The organism is Brevundimonas sanguinis (assembly GCF_029636725.1).
GTDB classification, from domain to species: Bacteria; Pseudomonadota; Alphaproteobacteria; order Caulobacterales; family Caulobacteraceae; genus Brevundimonas; species Brevundimonas sanguinis.
Genome location: NZ_CP116770.1, coordinates 77,972 through 104,954 on the forward strand (window position 1 = coordinate 77,972; position 26,983 = coordinate 104,954).

Sequence of the window (26,983 nt, forward strand, 5' to 3'; positions counted from 1 at the left end):
TAGAGGCCCCGCCATCTCCCCGCCCCAGCCGTAAACGGACGCCGCCCATGCCCGCCGCTCCCGACTTTCCGCCCGCCCCGGACGCGATCAAGCCCGTCCGCGCCCTGATCTCCCTGTCGGACAAGGCGGGGCTGGAGGACGCCGCGCGCACCCTGGCGGGCCTCGGCGTCGAACTGGTCTCGACCGGCGGCACCAAGGCGGCGATCGCGGGCTTCGGCCTGCCGGTCAAGGACGTGGCCGATCTGACCGGCTTCCCGGAAATGATGGACGGCCGGGTCAAGACCCTGCACCCGGTCGTGCACGGCGGCCTGCTGGGGGTGCGCAACGCTCCGGCCCACGCCGCCGCCATGACCGAGCACGGCATCGGCCCGATCGACATCGTCTGGATCGATCTCTATCCGTTCGAAAAAACCGTGGAATCCGGCGGCGGCTTTGAAGCGGCCATCGAGAACATCGACATCGGCGGCCCGGCCATGATCCGCTCGGGCAGCAAGAACCACAGCCACGTCGCCGTCGCCGTGGACGCCGAGAGCATCGGCCTGATCGTCGAGGCGCTGAAGGCCGACGGAACGACCACGCTGGCGCTGCGCAAGCAGTTGGCCGCCCGCGCCTTCGCCCGCACCGCCGCCTATGACGCCGCCGTGTCGTCGTGGTTCGCCGGTCAGCTGGAAGACGCCGCCCCGGCGCGCAAGGCGATCGCCGGTTCGCTGGCGCAAACGCTGCGCTATGGCGAAAACCCGCACCAGACCGGCGCCTTCTACCGCACCGGCGAGAAGCGCCCTGGCGTGGCCTACGCCACCCAGATCCAGGGCAAGGAGCTGGGCTACAACAACATCGCCGACGCCGACGCCGCCTATGAGCTGGTCGCCGAGTTCGAGGCCCCGGCCTGCGTCATCGTCAAGCACGCCAACCCCTGCGGCGTGGCCGTCGGCCACACCCTGTCGGAGGCCTACGCCCGCGCGCTGGAATGCGACGCCGTGTCGGCCTTCGGCGGCGTCATCGCCGTCAACCGCCCGCTGACGGGCGAGGACGCCCGCGCCATCACCGGCATCTTCACCGAGGTGGTCATCGCGCCGGGCGCGGACGACGAGGCCAAGGAAGTCTTCGCCGCCAAGAAGAACCTGCGCCTGCTGATCACGAATGGTCTCCCTGACCCGCACGGCCCGGGCGAGGTGTTCCGCTCGGTGGCCGGCGGCTTCCTGGTCCAGTCGCGCGACCGCTCGCTGATCAAGCCGGAAGATCTGAAGATCGTCACGCGCCGCCAGCCGACGCCGACCGAGATCCAGGACATGCTGTTCGCCTTCACCGTGGCCAAGCACGTCAAGTCCAACGCCATCGTCTACGCCAAGGACGGCCAGACGGCGGGCATCGGCGCCGGCCAGATGAACCGTCGCGACAGCGCCCGCATCGCCGCCATCCGCGCCAAGGAAGCCGGCGAGGCCAAGGGTCTGGCCCATTCGCTGGCTGAAGGCTCGGCCTGCGCGTCCGAAGCCTTCTTCCCCTTCGCCGACGGCCTGCTGGAAGCCGTCGCCGCCGGGGCCACGGCGGTGATCCAGCCGGGCGGCTCGATCCGCGACGAGGAAGTCATCGCCGCCGCCGACGAACGCAACATCGCCATGGCCTTCACCGGCGTGCGGGTGTTCAGGCACTGATAGACCGCTAACGCAGGCGGCGCAGCCGCCTGCTGGCTTGAGCGGGTTTGCAACCTTTAAGGCTGTGGAGGCGCCCCGCGCCTCCCCGACCCTATCGCCGGCGGCCCGCGCCGCCCGCTCCGCGGGGAGCGAGCGGGCTTTGCTGTATCAGCCCTGGGCGGCGTGGCCCTTGCCGCCGTTCGACGGGCGACGACGACGCGGGCGGCGCTGCAGTTCACCGACCGGCTTGGGCTCGGCCGAAGGTGCGGCGCGCACCGACGAACGGGCGCGATCGCCCGCCATCGGATCATAGGCAACCGCCGGACGCTCGGCCGCAGGCGCGCCGTTGCGGCCGCGACGCTGGCGGTGCGGCTGACCGCCGCCGTCATGCTTGACGCCTTCGCGGTGCGGGTTGCGGCCGCCGCGACCACGCCCGCCCCGGCCTTCGCCGTCCGAGCGGCCTTCACGTTCAGGCAGGGTCGCCTTCTTGGCCACGCCCGCCGCCATGATGGAGGCGTCCAGTTGGGCCAGCGCCTTGTCGTTGCGGCGGTCGATCGCGGGGATCTTCTGGCGCGTGACCTTCTCGATGTCCTTCAGCAGCTTCATCTCGTCGCCGGCGACGAAGCTGATGGCGGTGCCGTCCTTGCCCGCACGGGCCGTACGGCCGATGCGGTGGACATAGGCTTCCGGCACATAGGGCAGCTCGAAGTTCACCACGTGGGTGACCTTGTCCACGTCGATGCCGCGCGCGGCGATATCGGTGGCGACCAGAACGCGCAGCTTGCCGTTCTTGAAGGCTTCAAGCGCGCGCTCGCGTTGCGGCTGGCTCTTGTTGCCGTGGATGGCGCCGGCCTCGACGCCGCCCGCCTCCAGATAGGCCGCGACCTTGTCGGCGCCGTGCTTGGTCTTGGTGAAGACCAGGCAGCGCGTATAGGCGGGGTCGGAGAACAGCTCGGTCAGCAGGGCGCGCTTCTTGCCCTGTTCGACCCAGATCACCGACTGCTGGATGCGCTCGACCGTGGTGGCCTGCGGCGTGACCTGGACCTTGACCGGGTCCTTCAGCAGCTCGCCGGCCAGCTTGCCGATCTCCGACGGCATGGTGGCCGAGAAGAACAGGTTCTGACGCTTGGCCGGGATGCGGCTGACGATCTGGCGGATCGGCTTGATGAAGCCCAGGTCCAGCATCTGGTCGGCCTCGTCCAGGACGAAGATCTCGGTCTGCGACAGGTCCAGCGTCTTCTGTTGCAGGTGGTCCAGCAGGCGGCCGGGCGCCGCGACCAGCACATCAAGCCCCTGTTGCAGGGCGCGTTCCTGCGGGCCGTATTTCACGCCGCCGAAGATGACGGCGACGCGGAAGCCCAGGTGGGCGCCGTATTGCTTGAAGCTGTCGGCGATCTGGGTCGCCAGTTCGCGCGTCGGGCTCAGGACCAGGCAGCGCGTGGTGCGCGGCTTGGGCGCCACGCGGTTCTCGGCCAGGCGATGCAGGATCGGCAGGGCGAAGGCCGCCGTCTTGCCGGTGCCGGTCTGGGCGATGCCCAGCAGGTCCTTGCCCTTCATCACGTCGGGGATGGACTTGGCCTGGATCGGCGTCGGCTTCTCGTAGCCGGTTGCGGCCAGGGCGGTCAGCAGAGCCTTGTTCAGGCCCATGGATTCAAAAGTAAGAGTGTCGCTCACGTCTGTCTTTCACGAACGGCGGCGCGCGCGGCTGGACGAACCAGACCTTCACAAAAGGGCGCACGTCGCCTGCCCGAAATCGGGCGGGGAACGGGCGCCGCCCCGCGTGTATGGACGACGTATGAAATCGAATGATCCGGCCGCTCGACAGACAGGCCTTCCGGTCAGGGAAGCCCAAACACGCGCTGGAACGCGCCGGTCACCGCATTGTGCGATGCAGCGCAGATGGACCTCAATAGCGGCCAAGTCAAGGCGAACCCGCCGAAAGCCTACAGCAGGTTGACCGCCAGATTGACCGCCAGGGCCAGGATCACCGTGTTGAAAAGCCAGGCCAGGATGCTGTGGACGGTGGCGATGCGGCGCAGGCGCTGGCTGGAGATCTGCACGTCGGCGGTCTGGTTCGCCACGCCGATGATCAGGGCGAAGTGCAGGAAGTCCCAATAGTCGGCGTCGTCCTCGCCGGGGAACATCAGCCCTTGGCGGTCGCCCTGGCCGGTCCCGGCCGGCGCATAGAATTCATGGGCGTAATGCAGGGCGAAGATGGTCTGCACGAACAGCCAGCTGAGGGCGATGGTGGCCACGGTCAGCGTCGCCGCCGTCGCCGTAGGCTTGCCCCCCGAGGCCGCCATCAAGACGATGACGAAGACGCTGGCCCCCGCCGCCAACAGGCTGAGCGGCAGAACCGCCCTGCCCGCCTGGTCCATTTCCGCCGCCCGCGCGCGGATGGTCGCCACCGATCGGGTTCGGCTGAGCCGCACGAAGGTCAGCAGCAGAAAGGCCGCCACGCCCGCGTCCCACGCGACCGCCAGCCGCATCGGCCAGCCCCAGGCTACGGGCGAAACGGCGCTCGCGGCCGCCATGACCGCCAGGCCCAACCACAGGGCCAAATGCAGACGAAAGAGGCGGGCGACCGACTTCATGACGGCATGATTGCGCGGTTCCGCACGGAACGGCCAGAGCTGAGCCGCCGGAGTTCCGCCATCAGCTCTTCCAGCGCAGCACCGTCTCCTTGATCGGATTGACGAAGGCGCGGCCCTCGGCGCGGCTCTTCAGCCATTCGCGCTTCAGCTGCTGATACCATTTCGCCTGTTTGTCGGCGTCGTCGATCCAGATCAGGGCCGGGTCGTATTTCAGCCCCTCGTTCTGCAGGTTCACCATGCCGCCGTCCTGCTTGAGGAAGGCGACGACGCCCATGCGCAGGAAGGGCTTGGCGATGCCGAACACCCAGTGGTCGGACCAGAAGATCTGGGTGATGCGGGTCTTGGTCTCGCTCACCGGCGTCAGGCAGGTCAGGGCCAGCACCTGCTTGGCGCCGACCTGGATATGCTCCCAGCGGTAGCCCGGCAGGCGGAAGGTGATCTCGGTCGCGGGCGCCCCGCCCAGCACCTTGTACAGGCGGCTGTTCGAGGACGGCGCATGGCGCACCATGGCCCAGCCGAAGTCGACCGGGGCGAAGGTTTTGGCCTTCTCGTGCATGGAATGCTCCGAGCGCCACCACCACTGCTGGTGGACATAGGGGCCGTGGGCGGGGTCCATCAGGCCGACGACAGCGTGGTCGATATGGCTGTCGAAATCCATCGCCTCGACTAGGCGCGGCTGGCCGACGGCGCCGGGGAACAGCGGCGGTTCCTGATCCGGCTCGGACGGGTTGCGCGCGTCGGCCGCCATCCAGACGAAGACCATGCCCTGACTTTCGCGCACCGGATAGGAGCGGACCTTGATGCGGTTCGCCTCGAACGCCTGATCCTCAACCAGCGACGGAATGGCCGCGCACACCCCATCGGGACGGAAGCGCCAGCCGTGATAGGGGCACTCGATCGTCTCGCCCTCGCCCGGCTTCTCGACCAGGCGCCCGGCCGACAACGGCGCCGCGCGGTGGGGGCAGATGTCGCGCATGCCATAGACCTCCCCCGCGCGAGTGCGGCCGATCAGCACCGGCTCGCCCATAATCTCATAGCGCTTCAGGCTGGCCACCGGCACGTCGCGCGCCAGGGCGACGAAATACCAGGCGTCGGCGATGAAGCCCTTGCCGAAAGCGGTCGGCGGAGCCTTGGCCTCGGGGGCGGATACTGGAGCGGGCGCGGCGTCTGCAGTCATGGCCGCCTTGTAGCAGCAGGGACGGTCAGCCGTCCAAAGGCCATTCCCTTCCTCAGCCGATGAATTAATCTGTCTCAAATTCTCTTTGGGAGAGACGCCTTGATCCGCACCGCCTCCACCGCCTTTTTCGGCGCCGCCGCCCTGTTGCTGGCCGCCGCCCCCGCCGTGGCTCAGGACGGCCATGTCAACCGCGCGGCGCACGCCGCCTTCACGTCCGACCGCCTTAGCGTGACGGTCGACGGCCCCGAGGGCGCGCCCGACCTGATCCTGATCCCCGGCCTGTCGTCCTCGCCCGCGGTCTGGCAGGGGACGGTCGATCACCTGGCCGGGCGCTATCGCATCCACCGCATCCACGTCGCCGGTTTCGCGGGCGCCGCGCCTCAAGCCAACGCCCAGGGCGACGCGCCCCAACCGGTCGGCGCCCCCGTGGCCGAGGACATCGCCCGCTACATCCGCGAACAGCATCTGAACCAGCCCGCCGTCGTCGGCCACTCCATGGGGGGCACCATGGGCATGATGCTGGCCGCACGTCACCCCGAGCTGGTCGGCAAGCTGATGGTCGTGGACATGATCCCGTTCATGGGCGCCATGTTCGGCGCGCCCGGCGCGACGGCGCAGAGCGTGACCCCCGTCGCCGATCAGATCTGGACCGCCCAGTCGACCAGCCCGCGCGAGGCCTACGTCGCCCAGGCCACAGCCTCCATCAACGGCATGATCAACACCGAAAGCCGCCGCGAAGAGGCGTTGAAAGACATGCGGGCCAGCGACCAGAAAGTCTCGGCCGCCGCCTTCCGCGAACTGGTGACCACCGACCTGCGGCCTGAATTGGCCAAAATCACCGCCCCGACCGAGGTGCTCTACGTCAAGTTCAACGACGCCCGCATGACCGATGCGATCACCGACGCCATCTATCAGATGTCGTTCGCGACCCTGCCCGGCGCCAGGCTGAAGCGCATCGACGACAGCGCCCACTTCATCATGTTCGACCAGCCCGACGCCTTCCATGGCGCGCTGGACGCCTTCCTGGCCAAGTGAGCCATCCGGCTGCGGATCGGATCGTCGGCCTCTATCAGGACAAGGCGGCGGACTGGATTCGCGACCGGGGCGTCGTGCTGCGCCGGGATGAAGGCGACTGGAACGAAGCCGCCTGGCTGGACCGCTTCACGCAGGGCTGGCCGCGCGGCGCCCGCGTGCTGGACGTCGGCTGCGGCTCGGGCTGGCCCATGGGCGCCGCCCTGCTGGAGCGCGGGTTCGAGGTCGTCGGCCTCGACGCCTCGCCCGGCCTGATCGCCCATGCGCGCGAGACCTTGCCTGGCGGCGACTGGCGTATCGGCGACATGCGCGACGCCTTGCCGGACGACGCTTTTCACGGCGTTCTGGCCTGGCACAGCCTGTTCCACTTGACTCCGGAAGCGCAAACAGCGGTCCTGCCGGCCCTGGCCGCCCGGGTGACGCCCGGCGGCCGGCTGATGTTCACCGCCGGGCCCGCCCACGGCGAGGCGATCGGCGAGTGGCGCGGCGAAGCCCTCTATCACGGCAGCCTGGCCCCTGAGGCGTATCGCGCCGCGCTGACCCAGGCCGGACTGGCGGTTGAGAACGGCGGCGGGAACGGCGTCTGGCTGGCCCGCCGCGCCATTCTTTCGGCGAAATAGGCGCACACGCTGCCGTGATCGAAAACGGGGGCGTTTTCGCCGGCGACGGGAACGGCTAGAGCGAAATCGGTTTGGTTGGACGCTTGTCCAACCAGACTCAGATCTTCGCTCCAGTTAATTCTGGACCATTGTTCTAGGGGCAGTCGATTCCGACTGAACCGAAAATGGTCTAGGGTCCATGTCGCTGGCATAGAGGGATGTTCATGGCGCGCAACGACCGCGGACCCGACCGCAACGAGCAGGGTGGAGCACGCCCGCGCCGAACCGTCGTCGGCCGCCTGTTCTACTGGGGCGCGGTGCTGGCCGTCTGGGGCCTGATCTTCGCCGTGGTCTTCCTGGCCGTCTTTGCGCGCGACCTGCCGGACACCTCCAGCCTGTATGAGGTCGATCGCCAGCCCTCGATCACCTATCTGGACCGCTCCGGCGCCCTGATCGCGGTGCGCGGCACCCAGATGGCGCCGCCGGTCGATCTGGACGCCCTGCCCGACTACGTCCCCGCCGCCTTCGTGGCCATCGAGGATCGCCGCTTCTATCACCACCCCGGCTTCGATCCGATCGGCATGAGCCGGGCCATGGCCTCGAACCTGAGGGCCGGGCGCGTGGTTCAGGGCGGCTCGACCATCACCCAGCAGCTGGCCAAGAACCTGTTCCTGACGCCCGATCAGAACATGAAGCGCAAGGTGCAGGAGCTGATCCTGGCCGTGTGGCTGGAGATGAAGTTCTCCAAGAAGGAAATCCTCGCCCTGTATCTGAACCGCGTCTATTTCGGCGCGGGCGCCTATGGCATCGAATCCGCCTCGCAGCGCTATTTCGACAAGAGCGCCGACAAGCTGACAGTCGGCGAGGCCGCCCTGCTGGCGGGCCTGCTGAAGGCGCCCTCGCGCTATTCCCCGGTGTCCGAGAGCGAGCGCGCCGCGACACGCGCCAACGTCGTGCTGAACGAGATGGTCGAGGTCGGCGCCATCACCCCGGCCCAGCGCGAGGCCGCCGTGGCCGAGCCGGTGCGGGTGTCCAAGACCCTGGCCAGCCAGCACGCCCAATACTTCATCGACTGGCTGGACAAGCAGATCCGCACCCTGGTCGGCGAACCGACCGAGGACATGGTCGTCGAGACGACGCTCGATCTGACCTTGCAGACCGACGCCGAGCGCGCCGTGCGCCGCATCCTGGACCGCGACAAGGGCAAGGGCGTCGAACAGGCCGCCCTGGTCGCCCTGGACGGCGACGGCCGGGTGCGCGCCATGATCGGCGGCGCCTCCTACGGCGACAGCCAGTTCAACCGCGCGGTGGATGCGCGGCGTCAGGCGGGCTCGGCCTGGAAGCCCTTCGTCTACCTGGCCGCCGTGGAGGCGGGCTATACGCCCCAGACCCCGGTGGTGGACCAGCCCGTGACCATCGGCGGCTGGTCGCCGCGCAACTATTCCGGCAATTTCTCCGGCCAGATGACACTGGCCCAGGCCGTAGCCCAATCGACCAACACGGTCGCGGCCTATGTCGCCGATCAGGTCGGGCGCGACAGCGTGGCCCGCGCCGCCCGTCGCCTCGGGATCTCCAGCGAGATCGGCCTGCAGCCGTCCATGGCGCTCGGCGCCGTCGAGGTCAGCCCGCTGGAGATGGCTCAGGCCTATGACGCCTTCGCCAACGGCGGCCGCCGCGTCGACGCCTATGGCATCAGCCGGATCCGCACGCCGTCCGGCCGCGTGATCTATACCCACGGCCCGTCGGAAGGCGGCCAGGCCATCAACAATCCGCCGCTCTATTACATGAACCAGATGCTGCGCGGCGTCGTCACGTCGGGCAGCGGCCGCTCGGCGGCGATCGGCGGGCGCGATATCGCCGGCAAGACCGGCACCACCTCGGATTACAAGGACGCCTGGTTCGTCGGCTACACCGGCGGCTTCGTCGCCGCCGTCTGGGTCGGCAAGGACGACAACAAGCCGATGGCCCGGGTCACTGGCGGCGCGGCGCCCGCCGCCATCTGGCGCGGCTTTATGGAAGCCGCCCTGCCCAAGCTGGCGGTCCAAGCCATTCCCAACGGTCCGCCCCTGCCCGAAGGCTGGATCCCGCCCGATCCGGTCGGCGATCTGATGGGCCAGGTCGAGGACCCTTACGCCGCGGCCACGCCCTACGACGCCCCGCCGCCGGTGATCATCGACGGCCAGGCACAGCAACCGGTCCAGCCGCAACCGGCGCCGGCGGCCCGGCCCGCCCCGCCGCAGACGCCCCCTGCGCCCCAGCAGGAACGGCGCCCGGACGCGCTGTTCTTCTGACCGATTGGGCGCCCTCTGCCTCGTGGCGGGCCGCCTTCTCCCGCGAGGGGTGAAGGAGAAGAGTAAGGCGCTCAAGCCGCGAGCGACCGCGTCGCGAGCATAGCGCGCAAAAAGCAGCCTATCGCGGCGCGCGCTTGGCCAGGATGCGTTGCAGGGTGCGGCGGTGCATGCCCAGGCGGCGCGCCGTCTCGGACACGTTGTGGTCGCACAGCTCATAGACCCGCTGGATATGCTCCCAGCGCACCCGGTCGGCCGACATCGGGTTTTCCGGCGGCTCGGGCGCCTCGCCGGTCGACAGCAGAGCCTTGACCACGTCGTCGGCGTCAGCGGGCTTCTGCAGATAGTCGACCGCGCCCGCCTTGACCGCCGCCACGGCCGTGGCGATGGCGCCGTAGCCAGTCAGCATGACGATGCGGGCGTCCTCGCGCCGCTCGCGGATCATCTCGACCACCTTCAGGCCGTTGCCGTCCTCAAGCCGCATGTCCAGGACCGCGAAGGCCGGGACCGACTGGCGCAGGGCGTCGCTGGCCTCGGCAACCGAACCGGCGACAGAGACGGCGAACCCGCGCGATTCCAGCGCCCGGCCCAGCCGGGTGCGCAGCGCCTGATCATCGTCCAGCAGCAGCAGGGACTTGTCGTTGAGGGCGGCGATCTGGGTCTCGAGTTCGGACATGAAATTCTCCTGAGGTTTCAGGTCGTGCGTCAACGACGCAGGGTCAAGGGCCAAGCTCGCAACTGCGACATCAGGTTCCGCCGCCATCCATCGCCGAGGCGGTGACTTCCAGCGCCTGACGCGCCCAGCGCACGGAGACGAGGGCGCCGCCGGGCTGGCCCTTGGCGGGCGCGCCCGCGCCGACCGAAACCTTGGCGCCGGTCCGTTCCAGCAGGGTGCGGGCGATGAAGAAGCCCAGCCCCATGCCGCCCTGGCTGGGCGCGATGGGGGCGGTGACCGGCGGCGGCGGCGCGCGCCGTCCCCTGCGCGCCGGGCTGGACGCCGAGGCGATCTGGGCCGCCAGGGCCCGGCGGGCCTTGGCCTGCGGACGGCTGGTCACATAGGGCTCGCCCAGGCGCGGCAGGATTTCAGAGGCGAAGCCGGGGCCGTCGTCGACGATGTCGATCTCGATCCATCCTGCGTCCACCACGGCGGTCAGTTGCACCCGCGCCGTGGCGAAGTCGGCGGCGTTCTCGACCAGGGTGGACAGGCCGTGCACGATCTCGGGCAGGCGGCGCACGCGCGGCACGGGCTGGCCGGGCGGCGCCTTCACGGCGATGTCGAAGTCCAGATCAAAGCCCCGATGCGGCTGGGCCACCTCTTCCAGCAGGGCCTTCAGATCGATGTCGGCGAACAGGGCGTCGCCTTCCTGGGGCTGGGCCGACAACTGCTTCAGGATGGCGCGGCAGCGCTCGGCTTGCTGCAGGATCAGGCCGGCGTCCTCGGCGGCGGGACTGCCGGCGGGGGCGTCCCGCAGCATCTCCTTGGCGACGACCTGTATGGTGGCCAGGGGCGTGCCCAGTTCATGGGCGGCGGCGGCGGCCAGACCGCCCAGGGCCGCCAGCCTCTGTTCGCGCTGCAGCACGTCCTGCGTGGTGGCCAGGGCCAGCTCCAGCTTGTCGGCGTCGGCCGCCACCTTCCACGCATAGCCGGAGGTGAACAGCACCCCGGTCACCAGCGCCAGCCCCAGCCCCAGACGGTAGAGGCCCGGCAGCTCCAGATGCTCATGCAGGCGCCACGGCAGGGGCAGGGACCAGGAGAACAGGAAGCCCACGGCGATCAGGGCCATGACGCCCAGAATGACCGCCTGCCGCGCAGGCAGGGCCGCCGCCGCGATCGTCACCGGCGCGACCAACAACAGGCAGAAGGGGTTGGCCAGACCGCCGGTCAGAGCCAGCAGCGTCGCCAGCTGCAGGATGTCGAAGCCCAGCTGGGCGGCGGTTCTCGGCCCGTCCGGCAGGCTGCCGTCGATGCGCCGCGCCCGCGCCATCGTGGCCAGGTTCATCGCCACGCCCGCGCCGATCACCGTCAGGCACTCCCATAACGGCAAGGGGAAGTGCAGGGCGAAATAGGCGGTCAGGATGGCGCAGGTCTGGCCGATCACCGCCAGCCAGCGCAGCACGATCAGGGTGCGCAGCGACAGGCCGCGCCCGCGCCGGGGCAGTTCGGGCAGACCGGCCAGTTCGCCGCCCGCCTGGGCCAGGAGGTGCAGCGGGGCGTGCGGCGGTATGGGGGCTTCTGTCGGGCTCACCCCTCTTCTATAGACCGCGCGAGTGGCGGCTGCACGGTACGCCGTGTCGCGCCCGCCCGATGTTCCGCGTCGTTCCCCTCAAGGAGAGGCCATGCCCCGCCGTCCCGTCATCCTGTTCGCCGCCGCCTGCGCGGTCATCGCCCTGGCGCTGGGCCTGATCACCATGGTGGTGGTCGGCGGTCGTCAACAAGCGGCCCAGACGACGGATGCGGCCACCGGCCAGCCTCTGGTCGGCGGCCCCTTCACCCTGACCGATCAGGACGGGCAGGCGGTCACGGAAAAGATTCTTGAAGGCAAATGGAGCCTGGTCTTCTTCGGCTTCACCTATTGCCCCGACTACTGCCCGACCACGCTGGGCGTGCTGAACGCCGTGCAGGAACGGATGGGCGACAAGGCCAAGGACCTGCAGATCGTCTTCATCAGCATCGACCCTGAGCGCGACACCCCGCAGATGCTGAAGGACTATCTGTCGTCGGACGGCTTCCCCGACGGCGTCATCGGGCTGACCGGCACGCCGGAACAGGTGGCCCAGGTCGCCAGGGAATACCGCGCCTTCTATCAGAAGGTCGGCGAGGGCGAGGGCTACACCATGAACCACGGCCTGACCGTCTATCTGATGGGGCCGGACGGCAAGTTCCGCAGCGCCGTCGCCCACGATCTGGGGCCCAGCCGCACCGTGACCCTGATCGAAAACGCGATGGAGAAGGGCTGATCACCTTTGCCTGAACGCGGCGCGGCCGGGCTTTTTTGCAGCGCATCATCCTGTATGATCGGCGATCCGCATCGGCGGGGGGCCGCACTCGGGGTTTCATGCTCTACGCTTTTCACGAGCTCGCCTACCATTCAGCGACGCCGTTCCGGATCGGGGCCCAGATGGCCCGGCAGTTCTGGACCTCTCCGCTCAATCCGGCGGCGGACACAGCGATCGGCCGCACCGCCTATGCCGCCGCCGAGGTGTTCGAAAGCCTGACGCGCCGCTACGGCAAGCCCGACTGGGGCCTTGAGACGATCGAGATCGACGGCAAGCCCGTGCGCACCACCGAACAGGTGGTGTGGTCCTCGCCCTGGTGCCGCCTGGTGCGGTTCGCCCGCAACATCGGCGACCTGAAACGCGCGGGCCGACCCGCCGCCGCGCCCGCCGTGGTGATCGTCGCTCCGCTGTCGGGCCACTACGCCACCCTGCTGCGCGGCACGGTCGAGACCTTCCTTCAGGACCACGACGTCTATGTCACCGACTGGGCCAACGCCCGCCAGGTGCCGATGCTGGAAGGCCGGTTCGACTTCAACGACTACATCGACCATGTGCGCGACCTGCTGGCCGCCGTGGGCCCGCGCGCCCACGTCGTCGGCGTCTGCCAGCCGGGGCCGCCGGTGCTGGCGGCCTGCGCCGTGATGGCGGCCGAGGACGACCCGAACCGCCCCGCCTCCATGACCTTCATGGGCTCGCCCATCGACGCGCGCCTGTCGCCGACGGTGACGAACCAGCTGGCCGAGGAAAAGCCCTTCACCTGGTTCAAGTCGAACATGATCCACACCGTGCCTCTGCCCTATCCGGGCGTGGGGCGGCGGGTCTATCCGGGCTTCGTCCAGCTCTACAGCTTCATGTCGATGAACGAGGACAAACACGTCGACGCCCATCGCCGCTATTTCGAGGACCTGGTGGCGGGCGACGGCGACGGGGTCGAGAAGCACGAGCAATTCTACGACGAATATCTGTCGGTGCTGGACCTGACCGAGGAGTTCTATCTCCAGACCATCGACATCGTCTTCCAGCAGCACCTGCTGCCGCGCGGCCTGTTGCAGCACCGCGGTCAGACCGTCGATCTGACGGCGATCAAGGACATTGGCCTGGCCACCATCGAGGGCGAGATGGACGACATCTCCGGCGTCGGCCAGACGCAGGCCGCGCACGGGCTGACGCCCAACATCCCCGACGACCGCCGTCTGCTCTACGTCCAGCCCAAGGTCGGCCACTACGGCGTCTTCAACGGCCGCCGTTTCCGCGAGGAGATCTATCCCCGCGTGCGCGATTTCATCGCCCAGAACGAAGCCCTCAGTGTCGTACCGGAACGGTCAGCGTCTGCCGCTTGAGGGCGGCGGCGCCCTGAGGCTGTCGGTCAATCCGCGCGCGCGGCGTCTGTCGATCCGCATCGACGCCCGCGCCGGCGAGGCCGTGGCCGTGGCCCCCAGCGAGCGGCGCCTTGGCGAGGTCGTCGCCTTCGCCCGCACCAAGGCCGGATGGATCGCCGAACGGCTGGCCGCGCGGGTCGAGACCCTGGCGTTTGAACCCGGCGCCGTCGTCACCTGGCTGGGCCGTCCGCTGCGGCTGGAGGCGAGCGGCGGCGCGGGCGCCGCGCGCCTGATCGAGACGGACGAGGGGTCTGTGCTGCGTTCAGGCGGCCAGGGCGAGGCCTTCTCTCGCCGTATCGAGAACTGGTTCCGCCGGGCCGCGCGCGACTTCCTGACCGAACGCACGCAGATCCACCTGAAGACCCTGGGTCAGGGGCCGGTGAAGGTGTCCATCGTCGACACCCGCTCGCGCTGGGGCTCGTGTAGCCCGCACAACCGCTCGATCCGCTACTCGTGGCGCGTCATCATGGCCCCGCCCGCCGTGGCCGACTACCTGGCCGCGCATGAGGTCGCCCACCTGGTCCACGCCGACCACAGCCCGGCGTATTGGGCCGTCGTGGCTCGACTGATCGGGGATCATCGCCCGCACCGCCGCTGGCTGCGCGACCATGGCGCGGCGCTGCACGCCGTGGGCGGGTAAGGAGGCCCTTCTCCCCTTGAGGGAGAAGGTGGCAGGCGCAGCCTGACGGATGAGGGGTGTGAGCGCAGCGGCTTAAGCGGCTGTCGCAGCGCCCGATCGCTAGAACTTCAGACACCGCGCCGACCCCCCTCATCCGAGCGCCTCCGGCGCCCACCTTCCCTCAAGGGGAGGGCGTTATTCCCGCATCGCCCTGAGCGCGCCCAGACGGGCGAAGGCCAGGGTCAGGGCCTTGCGGCGCGCGGGGGCCAGGGGCGTCGCCGGCGCCTCGCGCAGCACCGCCCCGCCGAAGCCGTCGGCCACGATCAGGCCCGGCTCGTCCGGCAGCACGCCCTCAGGGAACTCCGGGGCCACGGCGAAGTAGAAGGCGTCGCAGAACGGCCCGTACTCCTGCCATTTGCGGTCGACGCGATAGTCGTCGATACCCGACTTCACCTCGCAGATGACGATGTCGCCCTTGGGTCCAAGGGCCATGACGTCGGCGCGCCGCCCATTGGGCAGACAGACCTCCAGCAGGGGCGCATAGCCCATGTCGACCAGCAGCCGAGCGGCCCCTCGCGTCACCGAGAGGGTGGTTTCGGGGCGGCTGAAGATCAATTCGAGGTGAAGCGCAGCGGCGGCCATGCGCCTTTATGTTCCCGTTGCGTTCCTACCGCAAGCGCTGCCGGTTCGCCCGCCACTGCTCGCGCGTCTGGCCCCACAGATTGACCTTGTGCTCGTGAAACGGCGGCGGGATCGCGCCCGGCCCGCGATTGGTCGAGCCCAGCCGCTCGGCCAGCTTCTCCGAGGCGCGGTTGTCCGGGTCGATGCAGTGGATGACGTCGGGCCACTCCAGCACGTCGAAGGCGTAGTCCATGGTCGCCGCAGCCGCCTCGAGCGCATAGCCCTTGCCCGTGGCGTCGCGGTGCAGGCTCCAGCCCACTTCCCGGCCCGGCCAGTCATAGGGGTGCAGCGGCCCGATCCGGCCCATCCACAGGCCGGTCGCCTTCTCGATCACCGAGAACATGCCCTCGCCCTGCAGCGCCCACATGCCCGCCACCGAGGCGATGGCGCGCCAAACCTCGTGCCTGGACTGCACCCCGCCGATGAAGCGGGTCGTCTCCGGGTCGCTCATGAAGTCGGCCCAGCGCGGGAAGTCCTCCAGCGTCGGCGGGCGCACGAACAGACGCTCGGTTTCCAGCGTGGGGCCGAGGGGCGAGGTGGGACGCTCGATCACAACAGATACTCCCGTTCCAGGGTGTAGACGCTGCCGTCCCCGGTCAGGACGCTGGAGTAGAGGCCGAAGCGATCCACCCGGATCGGCGGCGACTTCAACAGGTTGTGCCCGGCGATCCAGGCGCCGATGCGGTCGGGGTTCGCCTGGGGCTTCAGATAGGCCAGGGTGACGTGCGGCCGGTATTCGCGCTTCTCCGGCGGGACGCCCGCGCGCTCGCCGGCCGACCGGCAACGCCCGGCCAGGACGTTCAGCGGTTCGGACCGCTCCAACCCGGCCCACAGGGTGTGGCTGCGATGGGCGTCGCCGAAGGCGCCGACGCCGCTCAGGGTGAGCTTAAAGGGCCCCCCGCCCTCGGCGCGGGTCAGCTCGGAGGCCAGGTCGTCGGCCGTGCGCTCGGACGCCTCGCCATAGAAGGCCAGGGTGACGTGCAGGGCGTCCAGCGGCCGCCAGCGGGCGCCGGGCAGGCCGGACTGCCGCCGCGCCAGGGTCTCGGCGACGTCCTCGGGAATGGCGATGGCGGTGAACAGACGTAGCATGCGACCCTTGGTAGCGGGCGGAACCGCCGGCCGGAAGCCCGCTTTTTCTTGCATGGACGCCCCGGCGTGCCGATATTTGAGCCAAAGGTCGGGACCATCCCGCCGAATGGGAGACTTCTTTCGCGATGAGCGATTTCAACAACGGCTATGCGCGCCCGCTTCCGCAGTCGGCGGACATGTCCGTCGACGCCGGCCTGCGCGCCTTCATGCTGGGCGTCTACAACAAGCTGGCGATCGGTCTGGTCGTCGCCGGCGTCCTGGCCTACGTCACCGGCAACGTCCCCGCCGTGCAGCAGCTGCTGTTCGCCCGCATGCCGGACGGCCGCATCGGCCTGACCATGCTGGGCATGATCATCCAGTTCTCGCCGCTGGTCATGCTGTTCGGCTCCATGTTCTTCATGAAGAACCCGACGGCCAAGGGCGTGAACATGCTCTACTGGGCCGTGGTGGCCACCATCGGCGCCGGTCTGGGCGTGCTGTTCCTGCGCTATACGGGCGGTTCGCTGGCCTCGACCTTCTTCGTCACCGCCGCCGCCTTCGCGGGTCTGAGCCTGGTCGGTTACACGACCAAGAAGGACCTCAGCGGCATGGGCACCTTCCTGATCATGGCCCTGATCGGCCTGATCCTGGCCATGCTGGTCAACGCCTTCCTGGTGAAGTCGGGCATGTTCGGCCTGGTGATCTCGGGTCTGGGCGTGCTGATCTTCTCGGGCCTGATCGCCTATGACACCCAGCGTCTGAAGATGACCTACTACGCCCTGGGCGGCGACAAGAACGCCATGGGCGTGGCCACGGGCTTCGGGGCCCTGAGCCTGTTCATCAACTTCATCAACCTGTTCCAGTTCCTGCTGGCCTTCATGGGCGGCAGCCGCGAATAGAGGCTTTTTGAGTGCGCTATGGCCGTGACGCCGTCACGGCCGACTTGAGCGTCGGCCTCAAGCAGCCCGAAGGGCGATAGGCCAAGAAAGAATGAGGCTCCGACGGCGACGTCGGGGCCTTTTTCTTTGGAATTGGCGCCATTGCCTCCGTCATCCTCGGGCTTGACCCGAGGATGACGGCGGAGAGAGGGGTTGAGGCTGACGGCAAGGAGAGGTCGAGGACGAGGGCGAGACCGCCCTACTCCACCACCGTGAACTTGCGGCTGTCGAACACGCGCAGCACCTGGGCCAGATCGCGGCCGCGTTTCAGCACATGGCCGCCCTCGCCGATCACGGCCCACTGGCCCTGCTTCAGGCGCAGGGCGGGGCGTTTCTCGATGCGATAGACGGGCGCGTCGCCGTGGCGGCGGAAGACGGCGAACTCGGCGTGCTCCCTGGCCCCGGCCATGGCGTAGTCGCGCCATTCGCCCGCCGCCACCATCCGCCCATAAACCCGCAGCATCTGGTCCAGTTCGCGGCGGTCGAAGAAGACGGGACCAGCCTGCGGCTGCGCATTCGAACTGTCGGCGTCGAGGCTCATGACGCCAGCTTAGGCCGCTAGCGGATAAACGCCAGCGTCAGCACTCACTTGTCACCCGCCGCGCGCCCGTCCAAAAGGCGGATCAAGTTCTAGATACGGAGACGAACCATGGCGACGAGCGAAGGCTGGGACATGCCCACCGGCGAACTCATGAAGGGCAAGAAGGGCCTGATCATGGGGGTGGCCAACTCCAACTCCATCGCCTGGGGCATCGCCTCGCAGCTGGCCGCCCAGGGCGCCGAGCTAGCCTTCACCTATCTGGGCGAGGGTCTTGAGCGCCGCGTGCGCCCGCTGGCCGAAAGCGTCGGCGCCAAGCTGCTGATCCAGGCCGACGTCACCGACGACGCCTCGATGGACGCCGCCTTCGCCGAGCTGGAGAAGGAGTTCGGCACGATCGACTTCGTCGTCCACTCGGTGGCCTTCGCCAACAAGGACGAGCTGAAGGGCTCCTTCGTCGACAACACCACCCGCGACAGCTTCCTGCTGGCCATGAACATCTCGGCCTTCAGCTTCGTCGACGTGGCCAAGCGTTCGGCGAAACTGATGCCCAACGGCGGCTCGATGATCACCCTGACCTACCTCGGCTCCGAGCGGGTCATCCCCAACTACAACACCATGGGCGTGGCCAAGGCCGCGCTGGAAGCCGCCACCCGCTATATCGCGCGCGACCTGGGACCGAAGGGCATCCGCGTCAACGCCATCTCGGCGGGCGCCATGCGCACCCTGTCGCTGGCGGGCATCTCGGGCGGGCGCGGCCTGCACTCCAAGTCGGCCCAGTTCTCGCTGATCAAGGAAGAGACCTCGATGGAAGGCGTCGCCGGCGCCGCCCTGTGGCTGTGTTCGGACCTGGGCCGCTCGACCACGGGCGAGGTCGTCCACGTCGACGCCGGCTTCCACGCCGTCGGCCTGCCGGACGACATGGAGGGCTGAACCCCCGACTTCATGCGAACACAGAGGGCCGTCGGGCGAACCGGCGGCCTTTTTTGCATCTCCTCCACTACCCGCTCATCCCGGCTGACGCCGAGATGAGCGGAAGATAGGTTTCCGCTTTAGACACGCCGCCGCCCGGCCTAGCTTGGGCGCATGAGTTCCGCGCGCCTGCCTCCTCCCGCCAGTTTTTCCGCCGCCGCGGTGGCCACCGTCGTCGGCTTCGGCGGCACGGTCGCCCTGATCGTTCAGGCGGGACAGGCGATGGGCGCGTCGCCCGGCCAGATCATCTCCATGGTCACCGCTCTGTGCCTGGGCATCGGCCTGCCCGGCGCGGTGTTGAGCTGGCGACTGAAGATGCCGGTCGTGCTGGCCTGGTCGACGCCCGGTGCGGCCCTGCTGGCGGCCTCGACGCTGGGCCTCGGCTGGTCGACGGCCGTGGGCGCCTTCGTCATCGCCGGGCTGATGATGGTGCTGACCGGGCTGGTCCCGGCGCTGGGACGGCTGGCCGAGCGCATTCCGGCGGCCGTCGCCTCGGCCATGCTGGCGGGGGTGCTGCTGCCTTTCTGCCTCAAGCTGTTTCTCGTGTTCCCGACCGATCTGATGCTGGCGGCGGGACTGCTGCTGGTCTTTCTGGTCATGCGTCGGCTGGCGCCCGCCTGGTCCCTGCCCGCCGTTCTGGTCGTCGCCTTCGCGGTTCTGACCGTGCGCGGTCAGGTCGCCCTGCCCGAGGGAACCGGCCTGTTCGGCGCCCTATCGCCGGTCATGCCAGCCTTCGACTGGAAGGCGGCGGTCAGTCTGGCCCTGCCGCTGTATCTGGTGACGCTGGCCTCGCAGAACCTGCCCGGTCTGGTGGTGCTGAGGGCTGCAGGCTACGCCCCGCCCGCCGGAAAGTTGATCTTCTGGGGCGGGCTGACCAGCACGCTTCTGGCGCCTTTCGGCGCACACGGCGTCAATCTGGCCGCCATCACCGCCGCCATCTGCACCGAGCCGGACGCCCACCCTGACCCCGCCAGACGCTGGACCGTGGGGGTGATCTACGGCCTGTTCTATCTGGTCGTCGCCCTGTTCGCGGCGCCGCTGGCGGGCCTGTTCATCGCCATGCCGACCGGCGCGCTTGCCGCCATCACAGGACTGGCCCTGATCGCGCCCCTGACCGGGTCGCTGGGCGCCATGATGAGCGAGGTCAAGAATCGCGAGGCGGCCGTGCTGACCTTCGCCGCCACGGCGTCGGGCATGGCGCTGTTCGGGGTGGGTTCGGCCTTCTGGGGCCTGGCGGTCGGCTTCATCGCCCTGGCGGCGCGTCGCTGGATTGGCGCGCGCTGAACACCCGGCGACAGGGATAGCGGTCGCGAACGCGCAGCCCGAAGAAGCGCCCCTTGGACGACGCCTGCGCCAGACCCTTGGCTACCTCCGGCGGCACGTCGTCGTAGTCGTAGACGGCGCCCGAGACGAAGGTCAGCCGCAATCGACGGGCGGCCTCGTCATAGCGGAAGCGGCGGATGACGCTGGACGGCATAAGGGGAGAACGGCCAGCCGGCGTCTCGGCTCCCCCTCACGCACCCGTGTTCGGCGGGGCATTGACGAGCGAAGCGACTATGTCAGCTTGACCTTGGGCCGACTGGGGCCTGCGAAGTGAGGCGATCATGGCGCACAAGTTCGAGGTCTACCAAGACAAGGCCGGCGAGTTCCGCGTCCGGTTCAAATACAACTCGGAGGTCATCTTCTCGACCGAGGGCTATTCCGACAAGTCGGGCGCCAAGCGGGCCATAGAGTCGATCAAGAAGCACGTCGGCGACGCCCCGACCGAAGAAGTCTAGGTCGGGCGGGGCCGCGGAGTCGCGCCCCCGCCTCCATTTACGCCCGCGCCGGGATCTCCAGCCCGCGCTGCACCGCCGGACGCGCCAGGCCCCGCTTCAGCCAGGCGCCGACGCGCGGGAAGTCGGAAAAGCCGACCAGATCGCCCGCCTCATAGAAGCCGATCAGGTTGCGCACCCAGCCCAGGATGGCGATGTCGGCGATGGTGTAGTCGGCGCCCATGATCCAGTCGCGACCCTCGAGCCTTCCCTCCAGCACGCCCAGCAACCGCTTGGACTCGGCGACGTAGCGATCGCGCGGCCGCTTATCCTCGTACTCGCGCCCGGCGAACCGGTGGAAGAAGCCCAGTTGGCCGAACATCGGGCCGATGGCCGCCATCTGGAAGAAGACCCACTGCAGGGTCTCATAGCGCGCGGCCGGATCGGCGGGCAGGAAGCGCCCCATCTTCTCGGCCAGATAGACCAGGATGGCGCCGGATTCGAACAGGGGCAGCGGCTTTCCGCCCGGGCCGTGGGGATCGATGATGGCGGGAATCTTGCCGTTGGGGTTCAGCGACAGAAACTCCGGCGTCCAGGTCTCGTCCTTGCCGATGTCGACCAGATGGGCCTCGTAGGGCAGACCCAGTTCCTCCAGCAGGATCGACACCTTCACCCCATTGGGCGTCGGCAGCGAATAGAGCTGCAGCCGGTCCGGATGCTGCGGCGGAAACTGACGGGTGACGGGGAAGGCGGACAGGTCGGCCATGGAACGCTCCGGCTGGTGTGACCCTGTCCATGTCGGGAACCGTAAGACGATCCGCAACCGCCCATGCGGCGAATGTCCGCGCGTCAGTCTTCGTCGCGGTCGCTGACTTCGGTCGGGCGGACGATGCGCAGCCAGCCTTCGTTGATGTGCAGTTCCGGCGCCGCCTCGCGGGTGAAGGGCAGGTACCAGGTCGGGCCGCCCTCGGCCGGGGCGATCTCCAGCATGTCGTCGGCGCCGAAGTTCTGGACCGACTTGACCTTGCCCAGCACCACGTCGGCCGGATCACGCCCCTCCAGGCCGACCAGGTCGGTCAGGTAGAACTCGTCCTCCTCCGGCTCCGGCAAGGCGTCGCGCGTGACGAACAGCTTCTGGCCGCGCCGGGCGTCGGCCTCTTCCTTGGTCGCGATCTCCTTGACCCGCGCCACCACGCCCGCCTTGTCCGGCCGGGCCGAGATCAGGGTCAGCGCCGGCTTGCCGTCGGCGCCCAGCAGCGGCGAATAGCCGACCAGGGCCATGGGGTCGGCGGTATAGGCGCTGATGCGCACCTCGCCCTTCACGCCGAAGGCGCCGCCGATCTGGCCCACCAGGATCAGTCTGTCTTCGTTGCTCATACCGGGCTCCGTTTACCGATGCGATGGGGTCCAGATAGCAGAAAAGCAGCGCCCCGAAAGGACGCTGCTTTCCCGTTTCAGCCGGCCGCAGCCGGATGAAAAGTAAGGCTTAGGCCTGCTCTTCGGTCGCCTCAGCGGCGGCTTCGGCAGGCGCTTCAGCCGCAGGGGCTTCTTCAGCCGGAGCTTCTTCCACGGCCGGAGCGGCGGCAGCAGCGGCGGCGGCTTCAGCGGCCTCGGCCTTGGCGGCGGCTTCTGCTTCCAGGCGGTCGGCTTCGCGCTGCGCGCGCTCGGCGGCGCGTTCCTGGGCCTTCTTGCCCGGCTCGGCCTTCTTCGGGTTGTTGCCCTGGACCCACTGGACCTTGCCGGCCAGCGCTTCGTCCTGGCTCTGGCTGATGAAGCGGGCGACGCGGTCGGTCGGCTGGGCGCCCTTGGCGAGCCACTCGGCGATGCGGTCGGCCTTCAGGACGATGCGCGGGGTGGCGCTGTCCTTCGGCAGCATCGGGTTGTAGCTGCCGACGCGCTCGATGAACTTGCCGTCGCGCGGGGCGTGCGAGTCGGCGATGACGATGTGGTAGTAGGGGCGCTTCTTGGCGCCGCCGCGGGACAGACGAATCTTCAGCATTTTCAGTCTCTTTCTAGAAAGGCGTTAGTTCTTTTTGGGGAAGCCCGGCAGACCCGGAAGGCCCCCCGGAAGTTGTCCGCCGCCCAGACCCGCCAGGCGGTCCTGAATGGCTTTCATTTCATCGGCCGAGGGTTCCGGCATCTTGCCGCCGCCCAGGGCCTTCAAGCGGTTCATGTCCGGACCGCCGCCGCCCATGCCGGGCAGGCCGCCCATCATGGAGGCCATTTTCTGCAGGTTCTTGCCGCCGCCCTTGGACAGGGACTTGACCATGTCGGCCATCTGCCGGTGCTGCTTCAGCAGGCGGTTGATGTCCTGGACCTCGACGCCGGCGCCCTTGGCCACGCGCTTCTTGCGGCTGGCGTTCAGCAGGTCCGGCTTCTTGCGCTCGGCCTTGGTCATGGAGTTGATGACGGCCAGTTGGCGGTCGATCATCTTGTCCGAGACGTTGTTCTCGGCCATCTGGTTCTTCAGCTTGGCCACGCCGGGCAGCAGGCCCATGATGCCCTGAAGACCGCCCATCTTCTTCATCTGGTTCAGCTGGCCGGCCAAGTCGTCCAGGTCGAACTGACCCTTGGCCAGCTTGCGGGCCATCTTCTCGGCCTTGGCCTGGTCCAGCTCGCCCGCGGCCTTCTCGACCAGGGCGACGATGTCCCCCTGACCCAGGATGCGGCCGGCGACGCGGCGGGCGTCAAAGACGTCCAGCGCATCGACCTTTTCGCCCGCGCCCAGATATTTGATCGGCAGGCCGGTGACGGCGCGCATCGACAGCATGGCGCCGCCGCGACCGTCGCCGTCGGCGCGGGTCAGCACCAGGCCGGTCAGCGGCAGGCGCTCGTGGAAGGCGGTGGCGGTGCGCACGGCATCCTGACCGGTCAGGCTGTCGGCGACCAGCAGGGTCTCGACCGGCTTGGCGATCTGCGCGACCTCGGCCACCTCGTTCATCAGCCCTTCGTCCAGGGTGATGCGGCCGGCGGTGTCGAGGATCAGGACGTCGAAGCCCTGCAGCTTGGCCGATTGCAGCGCGCGGCGGGTGATCTGGACTGCGCTCTCGCCCGCCACGATGGGCAGGGTCGCGACCTCGATCTGCTGGCCCAGGGTGGCCAGCTGCTCCATGGCCGCCGGACGACGCGTGTCCAGCGAGGCCATCATGACCTTCTTCTTGTCGAACTTCGACAGGCGCAGGGCCAGCTTGGCCGAGGTCGTCGTCTTGCCCGAGCCCTGCAGACCGGCCATCAGCACGACGGCGGGCGGGGTCGCATTGGTGTTCAGCGGAACCGGCTCTTCGCCGCCCAGCATGTCGACCAGGCCGTCATAGACGATCTTGATGACCTGATCGGCGGGCTTGACCGCGCGGATGACGTCCTCGCCGGTCGCGGCCGTCTTGGCGCGGGCGATGAAGTCCTTGACCACCGGCAGGGCGACGTCGGCCTCGAGCAGGGCGACGCGGACCTCGCGCAGGGCCTCCTCGACATCCTTTTCGGACAGGGCGCCGCGTCCGGTGATCCGGTCGAAGACGCCTGTCAGCCGCTCGTTCAGAGCCTCAAACATTCAAACCCTTTCATGCGCCTGGGCCTTGGCCTCCGTGAGCAGCGCCCATAGGCGGGCGACCTCTGCGAACGATCACGTCGACAGAGGCCCTCTCCCGCCTCGTCCTGAAGAAAATCAGGGGTCGTGCGGGTGGAGGCGCAGGTTCAATTGCGCCGGAAGTCGCGGCTTATGGCGGAAAAGCAAGGCGATGTCGACTCCGTTCTCAAGACGAAAGGCGACCGCTCAGGGGGTTGGCGCGTTGCCTCGTGGACTAGCGCACCGGGATCACCCTGATACGGTTTCGCTTCCGGCCTCGCCCTTGAGAGACAATCCATGAGCCAGACTTCGGAATTTCCCCACGACCGCCTCCGCGATGAGGTTCGGCTTCTGGGCGCCCTTTTGGGCGAGGTGATCCGCGACGAGGGCGGACAGGCGCTCTACGACCGGATCGAAGCCGTGCGAAAGGCGTCCGTCGCCTATCACCGCGACCCGGCCTCGGACGATGCTTCGGAACTGGAGCGTCTGCTGGGCGACCTGTCGCTGGATCAGGCCATCGGCCTGACGCATGGTTTCGCCGCCTTCTCCCTGCTGGCTAATGTCGCTGAGGACCGGGCGGGCAAGCGCCGCGCCCAGGCCCAGGCCGAGGCGGGGGAGCGGGCGGACACCCCCGAAGGCGTGCTTAAACGACTGGCCGAAGCGGGCGTCGACAGGGGCGCGGTGCGCGACCTGCTGAGCCAGACCCTGATCTCGCCGGTGCTGACCGCCCACCCGTCCGAGGTGCGGCGCAAGAGCGTTATCGACCGCACGGCGGCGGTCGGCGAACTGCTGGACGGCTGCGACCGCGCTGGGATCGCCTGCGAACCGGAAACGCTGAAGGCGGCCCTGCGCCGTCAGATCGTCATCCTGTGGGCCACGCGGCTGACGCGGGCCTCGGCCCCGGTGGTGCAGGACGAGATCGACATCGTGGTCGACTGGCTGCGGCGCATCTTCCTGCAGGTCGCCCCGGCCCAGCTGGCCGAATGGCGGCGCCTGCTGGAGGCGCCCGACCTGACGCCCTTCGTGCGCATCGGCTCCTGGGTCGGCGGCGACCGCGACGGCAACCCGAACGTCGACGCCGACACCCTGCGCGCCGCCTTCCGCAGTCAGGCCCGCGCAGCGCTCGGCTTCTATCTGGACGAGGTGCACGCCCTGGGCGCCGAGCTCAGCCTGTCCATCGACCTGACCCGCGTCACGCCCGAACTGGCCGCCTTGGCGCAAGGCTCGGGCGACGCCTCCATCCAGCGCGCGGACGAACCCTATCGCCGGGCGCTCAGCCAGATCTACGCCCGCCTGTCGGCCGCCTATCCGGCCCTGACCGGCGAGCCGACGCCGCGCCCGGCCCGATTTAAGGCTCCGCCCTATGACGGCCCCGACGCCTTCCGCGCCGACTTGAACATCCTGCACGACAGTCTGGTGCGGACCCACGGCGCCGTCTTCGCCGACGACCGGCTGACGCGACTGATCACGGCGGCGGACGTGTTCGGCTTCCACATGGCGACGCTGGACCTGCGCCAGAACGCGGACGTGCATGAGCGCGTGGTCGCCGACCTGCTGAAGGTCGCGGGCGTCTGCCCCGACTACGCCGCCCTGGACGAAGCTGAGCGGCTGGCCGTGCTGGCGCGCGAGCTGACCAGTCCCCGCCGGCTGTTTTCTCCCTATGCGGACTATGCCCCCGAGACGCTGAAGGAGCGCGCCATCCTTCAGGCCGCCGCCGAGGCTCTTTCGACGTTCGGCCCGCAGGCGATCCGCACCCACATCGTGTCCAAGACCGACGCCGCTTCGGACATGCTGGAGGTCTATCTGCTGCTCAAGGAAGTCGGCCTCTACGACCCGGCCGACGCGTCCGCCTGCCCCATCCAGGCCGCGCCCCTGTTCGAGACCATCGACGACCTGCGCGCCGCCCGCGCCACATTGGAACGCGTCCTGGCCGAGCCGTCCGCCCGCGCCGTGACCGAGGCGCGCGGGGTGCAGGAGGTGATGATCGGCTATTCGGACTCCAACAAGGACGGCTCCTACCTGACCTCGGGCTGGGAGTTGCACGAGGCCTCGCGCGCCCTGCTGGAGGTCACGCGCGCGACGGGGGTGCGGCTGCAGCTGTTCCATGGGCGCGGCGGCGCCGTGGGGCGCGGCGGCGGATCAAGCTTCTCGGCCGTGCTGGGCCAGCCCGCCGGGACCGTCGCAGGCCGCATCCGCGTCACCGAACAGGGCGAGGTCATCGCCAACAAATACGGCGAGCCGGAGGTGGCCCAACGCAACCTCGACGCCCTGACCTGCGGGACGCTGCTGGCCTCGCTGGGGCCGCAGTCCGACGCAGGCTACAGCGCGCGCTATGGCGAAACGGCGGCGCGCCTGTCGGCCGCCTCGATGAAGGCCTACCGCGCCCTGGTCTATGAGACGCCCGGCTTCGTCGACTATTTCCGCGCCGCCACCCCGATCGCCGAGATCGCCGACCTGAAGATCGGCTCGCGCCCGGCCAGCCGCACCGCCTCGCCCGCCATCGAGGACCTGCGCGCCATTCCGTGGGTGTTCAGCTGGTCGCAGTCGCGGGTCATGCTGCCCGGCTGGTACGGCTTCGGCTCGGCGGTCCAGGGCGAAGACCCGGCCGAACTGCGCGCCATGGCCGAAACCTGGCCCTTCTTCCGCACCGTCATCCAGAACATGGAGATGGTCATGGCCAAGGCCGACATGGCCGTCGCCCGGCGCTACGCCGGCCTGGTCCCCGACCCCGCTCTGGCCGAGCGCATCTATGCTTCTATCCGCGCCGAATGGGACCGCACCGTCGCCGCCGTCCTGTCGATCACCGGCCAGGACGCCCTGCTGGGCGGTCAGCCCGAACTGGACCGGCTGATCCGCCAGCGGATGCCTTATGTCGAGCCGCTGAACCATGTTCAGATCGAGCTGATCCGCCGCCGCCGCGCAGGCGACGACGATCCGCGCGTCAGCAACGGCATCCTTCTGGCCATCAACGGCGTGGCGGCAGGCCTCAGGAACAGCGGCTGAGCAAGGCCGCCTTGCGGCCCTCAGATGACGCGCCGGTAAGGTGACCCATTCTTATGCGAGCGTCGCAAATCAGCCCTTGAACGAACTCCGTTCCGCTTGAAACGCCGCGTGATCTCCCAGCCGTCGTCGCCGCAACGCGACTTTAAAAAGG

General features: G+C 68.9%; 26 protein-coding genes. 12 read left to right on the top strand and 14 right to left on the bottom strand.

Annotated elements, in window-relative coordinates; all coding sequences use genetic code 11:
• Positions 1 to 47 precede the first annotated feature (47 nt).
• Positions 48 to 1,652, top strand: coding sequence for a bifunctional phosphoribosylaminoimidazolecarboxamide formyltransferase/IMP cyclohydrolase (gene purH / locus PIB44_RS00345; protein ID WP_278070046.1), 1,605 nt, complete (start codon positions 48 to 50; stop codon positions 1,650 to 1,652).
• Positions 1,653 to 1,799: 147 nt separating this feature from the next.
• Here purH and PIB44_RS00350 read toward each other — a convergent pair whose 3' ends face one another.
• From PIB44_RS00350 to PIB44_RS00360, 3 genes are all read right to left on the bottom strand, one after another.
• Complete coding sequence (locus tag PIB44_RS00350; protein WP_278071011.1) at positions 1,800 to 3,278, bottom strand: DEAD/DEAH box helicase; 1,479 nt, start codon at positions 3,276 to 3,278, stop codon at positions 1,800 to 1,802.
• A gap of 296 nt (positions 3,279 to 3,574) precedes the next feature.
• The gene (locus tag PIB44_RS00355; RefSeq protein ID WP_278070047.1) at positions 3,575 to 4,225 is read right to left on the bottom strand and encodes a DUF1345 domain-containing protein; all 651 of its coding nucleotides are present in this window, start codon (positions 4,223 to 4,225) and stop codon (positions 3,575 to 3,577) included.
• Positions 4,226 to 4,286: 61 nt separating this feature from the next.
• Positions 4,287 to 5,402 carry a Rieske 2Fe-2S domain-containing protein gene (locus PIB44_RS00360; RefSeq protein WP_278070048.1) on the bottom strand — a complete coding sequence of 372 codons (1,116 nt, stop codon included), beginning with the start codon at positions 5,400 to 5,402 and terminating at the stop codon, positions 4,287 to 4,289.
• Between the two features lie 99 nt (positions 5,403 to 5,501).
• On the opposite strand from PIB44_RS00360, the gene PIB44_RS00365 reads away from it, so the two are divergent.
• The 3 genes from PIB44_RS00365 to PIB44_RS00375 all read left to right on the top strand — a co-directional run bounded on the left by PIB44_RS00365 (position 5,502) and on the right by PIB44_RS00375 (position 9,324).
• Positions 5,502 to 6,437: an alpha/beta fold hydrolase gene (locus tag PIB44_RS00365; protein WP_278070049.1), complete on the top strand. Its 936-nt coding sequence runs from the start codon at positions 5,502 to 5,504 to the stop codon at positions 6,435 to 6,437.
• Positions 6,434 to 7,054 carry a class I SAM-dependent methyltransferase gene (locus PIB44_RS00370; RefSeq protein ID WP_278070050.1) on the top strand — a complete coding sequence of 207 codons (621 nt, stop codon included), beginning with the start codon at positions 6,434 to 6,436 and terminating at the stop codon, positions 7,052 to 7,054. The genes PIB44_RS00365 and PIB44_RS00370 overlap by 4 nt, the downstream gene beginning before the upstream one ends.
• Before the next feature lie 197 nt (positions 7,055 to 7,251).
• Positions 7,252 to 9,324 (top strand): transglycosylase domain-containing protein, encoded by a 2,073-nt coding sequence (locus PIB44_RS00375; RefSeq protein ID WP_278070051.1) that lies wholly within the window; start codon positions 7,252 to 7,254, stop codon positions 9,322 to 9,324.
• Positions 9,325 to 9,442: 118 nt separating this feature from the next.
• On the opposite strand, the gene PIB44_RS00380 is transcribed toward PIB44_RS00375, so the two are convergent.
• Together PIB44_RS00380 and PIB44_RS00385 are read right to left on the bottom strand one after the other, a co-directional pair.
• Entirely contained in the window at positions 9,443 to 9,997 is a 555-nt protein-coding gene (locus PIB44_RS00380) for an ActR/PrrA/RegA family redox response regulator transcription factor (RefSeq protein WP_134581876.1), read from the bottom strand.
• 70 nt (positions 9,998 to 10,067) lie between these two features.
• Positions 10,068 to 11,567 carry an ActS/PrrB/RegB family redox-sensitive histidine kinase gene (locus tag PIB44_RS00385; RefSeq protein WP_134581877.1) on the bottom strand — a complete coding sequence of 500 codons (1,500 nt, stop codon included), beginning with the start codon at positions 11,565 to 11,567 and terminating at the stop codon, positions 10,068 to 10,070.
• Positions 11,568 to 11,658: 91 nt separating this feature from the next.
• Between PIB44_RS00385 and PIB44_RS00390 the strand changes: the two genes are divergently transcribed.
• The 3 genes from PIB44_RS00390 to PIB44_RS00400 all read left to right on the top strand — a co-directional run bounded on the left by PIB44_RS00390 (position 11,659) and on the right by PIB44_RS00400 (position 14,337).
• Positions 11,659 to 12,279: an SCO family protein gene (locus PIB44_RS00390; protein WP_278070052.1), complete on the top strand. Its 621-nt coding sequence runs from the start codon at positions 11,659 to 11,661 to the stop codon at positions 12,277 to 12,279.
• 98 nt (positions 12,280 to 12,377) lie between these two features.
• Positions 12,378 to 13,658, top strand: coding sequence for a polyhydroxyalkanoate depolymerase (locus tag PIB44_RS00395; RefSeq protein WP_278070053.1), 1,281 nt, complete (start codon positions 12,378 to 12,380; stop codon positions 13,656 to 13,658).
• Positions 13,624 to 14,337, top strand: a complete 714-nt coding sequence (locus PIB44_RS00400) for a M48 family metallopeptidase (RefSeq protein WP_278070054.1) — start codon at positions 13,624 to 13,626, stop codon at positions 14,335 to 14,337. Before PIB44_RS00395 ends, PIB44_RS00400 begins: the two co-directional genes overlap by 35 nt.
• A 174-nt stretch (positions 14,338 to 14,511) precedes the next feature.
• Here PIB44_RS00400 and mmcB read toward each other — a convergent pair whose 3' ends face one another.
• From mmcB to thpR, 3 genes are read right to left on the bottom strand one after another with little or no spacing between them, the layout of a single operon-like run.
• A complete protein-coding gene (gene mmcB, locus PIB44_RS00405) occupies positions 14,512 to 14,958 on the bottom strand; it encodes a DNA repair putative endonuclease MmcB (protein WP_278070055.1) in 447 nt (148 codons plus the stop codon).
• 25 nt (positions 14,959 to 14,983) lie between these two features.
• Positions 14,984 to 15,550 carry a GNAT family N-acetyltransferase gene (locus PIB44_RS00410; RefSeq protein WP_025976329.1) on the bottom strand — a complete coding sequence of 189 codons (567 nt, stop codon included), beginning with the start codon at positions 15,548 to 15,550 and terminating at the stop codon, positions 14,984 to 14,986.
• Positions 15,547 to 16,086, bottom strand: coding sequence for an RNA 2',3'-cyclic phosphodiesterase (thpR, locus tag PIB44_RS00415; protein ID WP_278070056.1), 540 nt, complete (start codon positions 16,084 to 16,086; stop codon positions 15,547 to 15,549). The genes PIB44_RS00410 and thpR overlap by 4 nt, the downstream gene beginning before the upstream one ends.
• Before the next feature lie 125 nt (positions 16,087 to 16,211).
• Between thpR and PIB44_RS00420 the strand changes: the two genes are divergently transcribed.
• On the top strand, positions 16,212 to 16,964 hold the full coding sequence (locus PIB44_RS00420; protein ID WP_025976331.1) for a Bax inhibitor-1/YccA family protein: 753 nt from the start codon (positions 16,212 to 16,214) through the stop codon (positions 16,962 to 16,964).
• Positions 16,965 to 17,202: 238 nt separating this feature from the next.
• On the opposite strand, the gene PIB44_RS00425 is transcribed toward PIB44_RS00420, so the two are convergent.
• Positions 17,203 to 17,544 carry a DUF2794 domain-containing protein gene (locus PIB44_RS00425; protein ID WP_278070057.1) on the bottom strand — a complete coding sequence of 114 codons (342 nt, stop codon included), beginning with the start codon at positions 17,542 to 17,544 and terminating at the stop codon, positions 17,203 to 17,205.
• A 132-nt stretch (positions 17,545 to 17,676) separates the two neighbouring features.
• Here PIB44_RS00425 and PIB44_RS00430 point away from each other — a divergent pair, with 132 nt between their 5' ends.
• Together PIB44_RS00430 and PIB44_RS00435 are read left to right on the top strand one after the other, a co-directional pair.
• Complete coding sequence (locus tag PIB44_RS00430) at positions 17,677 to 18,474, top strand: enoyl-ACP reductase FabI (protein ID WP_162140912.1); 798 nt, start codon at positions 17,677 to 17,679, stop codon at positions 18,472 to 18,474.
• Between the two features lie 153 nt (positions 18,475 to 18,627).
• Positions 18,628 to 19,797, top strand: coding sequence for a benzoate/H(+) symporter BenE family transporter (locus PIB44_RS00435; protein WP_253120782.1), 1,170 nt, complete (start codon positions 18,628 to 18,630; stop codon positions 19,795 to 19,797).
• On the opposite strand, the gene PIB44_RS00440 is transcribed toward PIB44_RS00435, so the two are convergent.
• Positions 19,757 to 19,990 (bottom strand): KTSC domain-containing protein, encoded by a 234-nt coding sequence (locus PIB44_RS00440; protein WP_134581884.1) that lies wholly within the window; start codon positions 19,988 to 19,990, stop codon positions 19,757 to 19,759. The genes PIB44_RS00435 and PIB44_RS00440 overlap by 41 nt on opposite strands.
• Positions 19,991 to 20,117: 127 nt before the next feature.
• Between PIB44_RS00440 and PIB44_RS00445 the strand changes: the two genes are divergently transcribed.
• Entirely contained in the window at positions 20,118 to 20,291 is a 174-nt protein-coding gene (locus PIB44_RS00445; RefSeq protein ID WP_082891494.1) for a YegP family protein, read from the top strand.
• Between the two features lie 37 nt (positions 20,292 to 20,328).
• Here PIB44_RS00445 and PIB44_RS00450 read toward each other — a convergent pair whose 3' ends face one another.
• From PIB44_RS00450 to ffh, 4 genes are all read right to left on the bottom strand, one after another.
• The gene (locus PIB44_RS00450; protein WP_278070058.1) at positions 20,329 to 21,033 is read right to left on the bottom strand and encodes a glutathione S-transferase N-terminal domain-containing protein; all 705 of its coding nucleotides are present in this window, start codon (positions 21,031 to 21,033) and stop codon (positions 20,329 to 20,331) included.
• A gap of 83 nt (positions 21,034 to 21,116) precedes the next feature.
• On the bottom strand, positions 21,117 to 21,644 hold the full coding sequence (gene rimM, locus PIB44_RS00455; protein ID WP_278070059.1) for a ribosome maturation factor RimM: 528 nt from the start codon (positions 21,642 to 21,644) through the stop codon (positions 21,117 to 21,119).
• A 109-nt stretch (positions 21,645 to 21,753) separates the two neighbouring features.
• A complete protein-coding gene (gene rpsP, locus PIB44_RS00460; RefSeq protein ID WP_025976337.1) occupies positions 21,754 to 22,266 on the bottom strand; it encodes a 30S ribosomal protein S16 in 513 nt (170 codons plus the stop codon).
• Between the two features lie 24 nt (positions 22,267 to 22,290).
• Complete coding sequence (gene ffh / locus PIB44_RS00465) at positions 22,291 to 23,814, bottom strand: signal recognition particle protein (RefSeq protein ID WP_278070060.1); 1,524 nt, start codon at positions 23,812 to 23,814, stop codon at positions 22,291 to 22,293.
• A 312-nt stretch (positions 23,815 to 24,126) separates the two neighbouring features.
• On the opposite strand from ffh, the gene ppc reads away from it, so the two are divergent.
• The gene (gene ppc / locus PIB44_RS00470) at positions 24,127 to 26,832 is read left to right on the top strand and encodes a phosphoenolpyruvate carboxylase (RefSeq protein WP_278070061.1); all 2,706 of its coding nucleotides are present in this window, start codon (positions 24,127 to 24,129) and stop codon (positions 26,830 to 26,832) included.
• Positions 26,833 to 26,983 lie beyond the last annotated feature (151 nt).

What these genes read in the sequence shown, in the direction of transcription:
- purH (WP_278070046.1), top strand. Translation starts at nt 48, where the DNA reads ATGCCCGCCGCTCCCGACTTTCCGCCCGCCCCGGACGCGATCAAGCCC.
- PIB44_RS00350 (WP_278071011.1), bottom strand. Translation starts at nt 3,278, where the DNA reads ATGGGCCTGAACAAGGCTCTGCTGACCGCCCTGGCCGCAACCGGCTAC.
- PIB44_RS00355 (WP_278070047.1), bottom strand. Translation starts at nt 4,225, where the DNA reads ATGAAGTCGGTCGCCCGCCTCTTTCGTCTGCATTTGGCCCTGTGGTTG.
- PIB44_RS00360 (WP_278070048.1), bottom strand. Translation starts at nt 5,402, where the DNA reads ATGACTGCAGACGCCGCGCCCGCTCCAGTATCCGCCCCCGAGGCCAAG.
- PIB44_RS00375 (WP_278070051.1), top strand. Translation starts at nt 7,252, where the DNA reads ATGTTCATGGCGCGCAACGACCGCGGACCCGACCGCAACGAGCAGGGT.
- PIB44_RS00380 (WP_134581876.1), bottom strand. Translation starts at nt 9,997, where the DNA reads ATGTCCGAACTCGAGACCCAGATCGCCGCCCTCAACGACAAGTCCCTG.
- PIB44_RS00390 (WP_278070052.1), top strand. Translation starts at nt 11,659, where the DNA reads ATGCCCCGCCGTCCCGTCATCCTGTTCGCCGCCGCCTGCGCGGTCATC.
- PIB44_RS00395 (WP_278070053.1), top strand. Translation starts at nt 12,378, where the DNA reads ATGCTCTACGCTTTTCACGAGCTCGCCTACCATTCAGCGACGCCGTTC.
- mmcB (WP_278070055.1), bottom strand. Translation starts at nt 14,958, where the DNA reads ATGGCCGCCGCTGCGCTTCACCTCGAATTGATCTTCAGCCGCCCCGAA.
- thpR (WP_278070056.1), bottom strand. Translation starts at nt 16,086, where the DNA reads ATGCTACGTCTGTTCACCGCCATCGCCATTCCCGAGGACGTCGCCGAG.
- PIB44_RS00420 (WP_025976331.1), top strand. Translation starts at nt 16,212, where the DNA reads ATGAGCGATTTCAACAACGGCTATGCGCGCCCGCTTCCGCAGTCGGCG.
- PIB44_RS00425 (WP_278070057.1), bottom strand. Translation starts at nt 17,544, where the DNA reads ATGAGCCTCGACGCCGACAGTTCGAATGCGCAGCCGCAGGCTGGTCCC.
- PIB44_RS00430 (WP_162140912.1), top strand. Translation starts at nt 17,677, where the DNA reads ATGCCCACCGGCGAACTCATGAAGGGCAAGAAGGGCCTGATCATGGGG.
- PIB44_RS00435 (WP_253120782.1), top strand. Translation starts at nt 18,628, where the DNA reads ATGAGTTCCGCGCGCCTGCCTCCTCCCGCCAGTTTTTCCGCCGCCGCG.
- PIB44_RS00440 (WP_134581884.1), bottom strand. Translation starts at nt 19,990, where the DNA reads ATGCCGTCCAGCGTCATCCGCCGCTTCCGCTATGACGAGGCCGCCCGT.
- PIB44_RS00445 (WP_082891494.1), top strand. Translation starts at nt 20,118, where the DNA reads ATGGCGCACAAGTTCGAGGTCTACCAAGACAAGGCCGGCGAGTTCCGC.
- PIB44_RS00450 (WP_278070058.1), bottom strand. Translation starts at nt 21,033, where the DNA reads ATGGCCGACCTGTCCGCCTTCCCCGTCACCCGTCAGTTTCCGCCGCAG.
- rimM (WP_278070059.1), bottom strand. Translation starts at nt 21,644, where the DNA reads ATGAGCAACGAAGACAGACTGATCCTGGTGGGCCAGATCGGCGGCGCC.
- rpsP (WP_025976337.1), bottom strand. Translation starts at nt 22,266, where the DNA reads ATGCTGAAGATTCGTCTGTCCCGCGGCGGCGCCAAGAAGCGCCCCTAC.
- ffh (WP_278070060.1), bottom strand. Translation starts at nt 23,814, where the DNA reads ATGTTTGAGGCTCTGAACGAGCGGCTGACAGGCGTCTTCGACCGGATC.
- ppc (WP_278070061.1), top strand. Translation starts at nt 24,127, where the DNA reads ATGAGCCAGACTTCGGAATTTCCCCACGACCGCCTCCGCGATGAGGTT.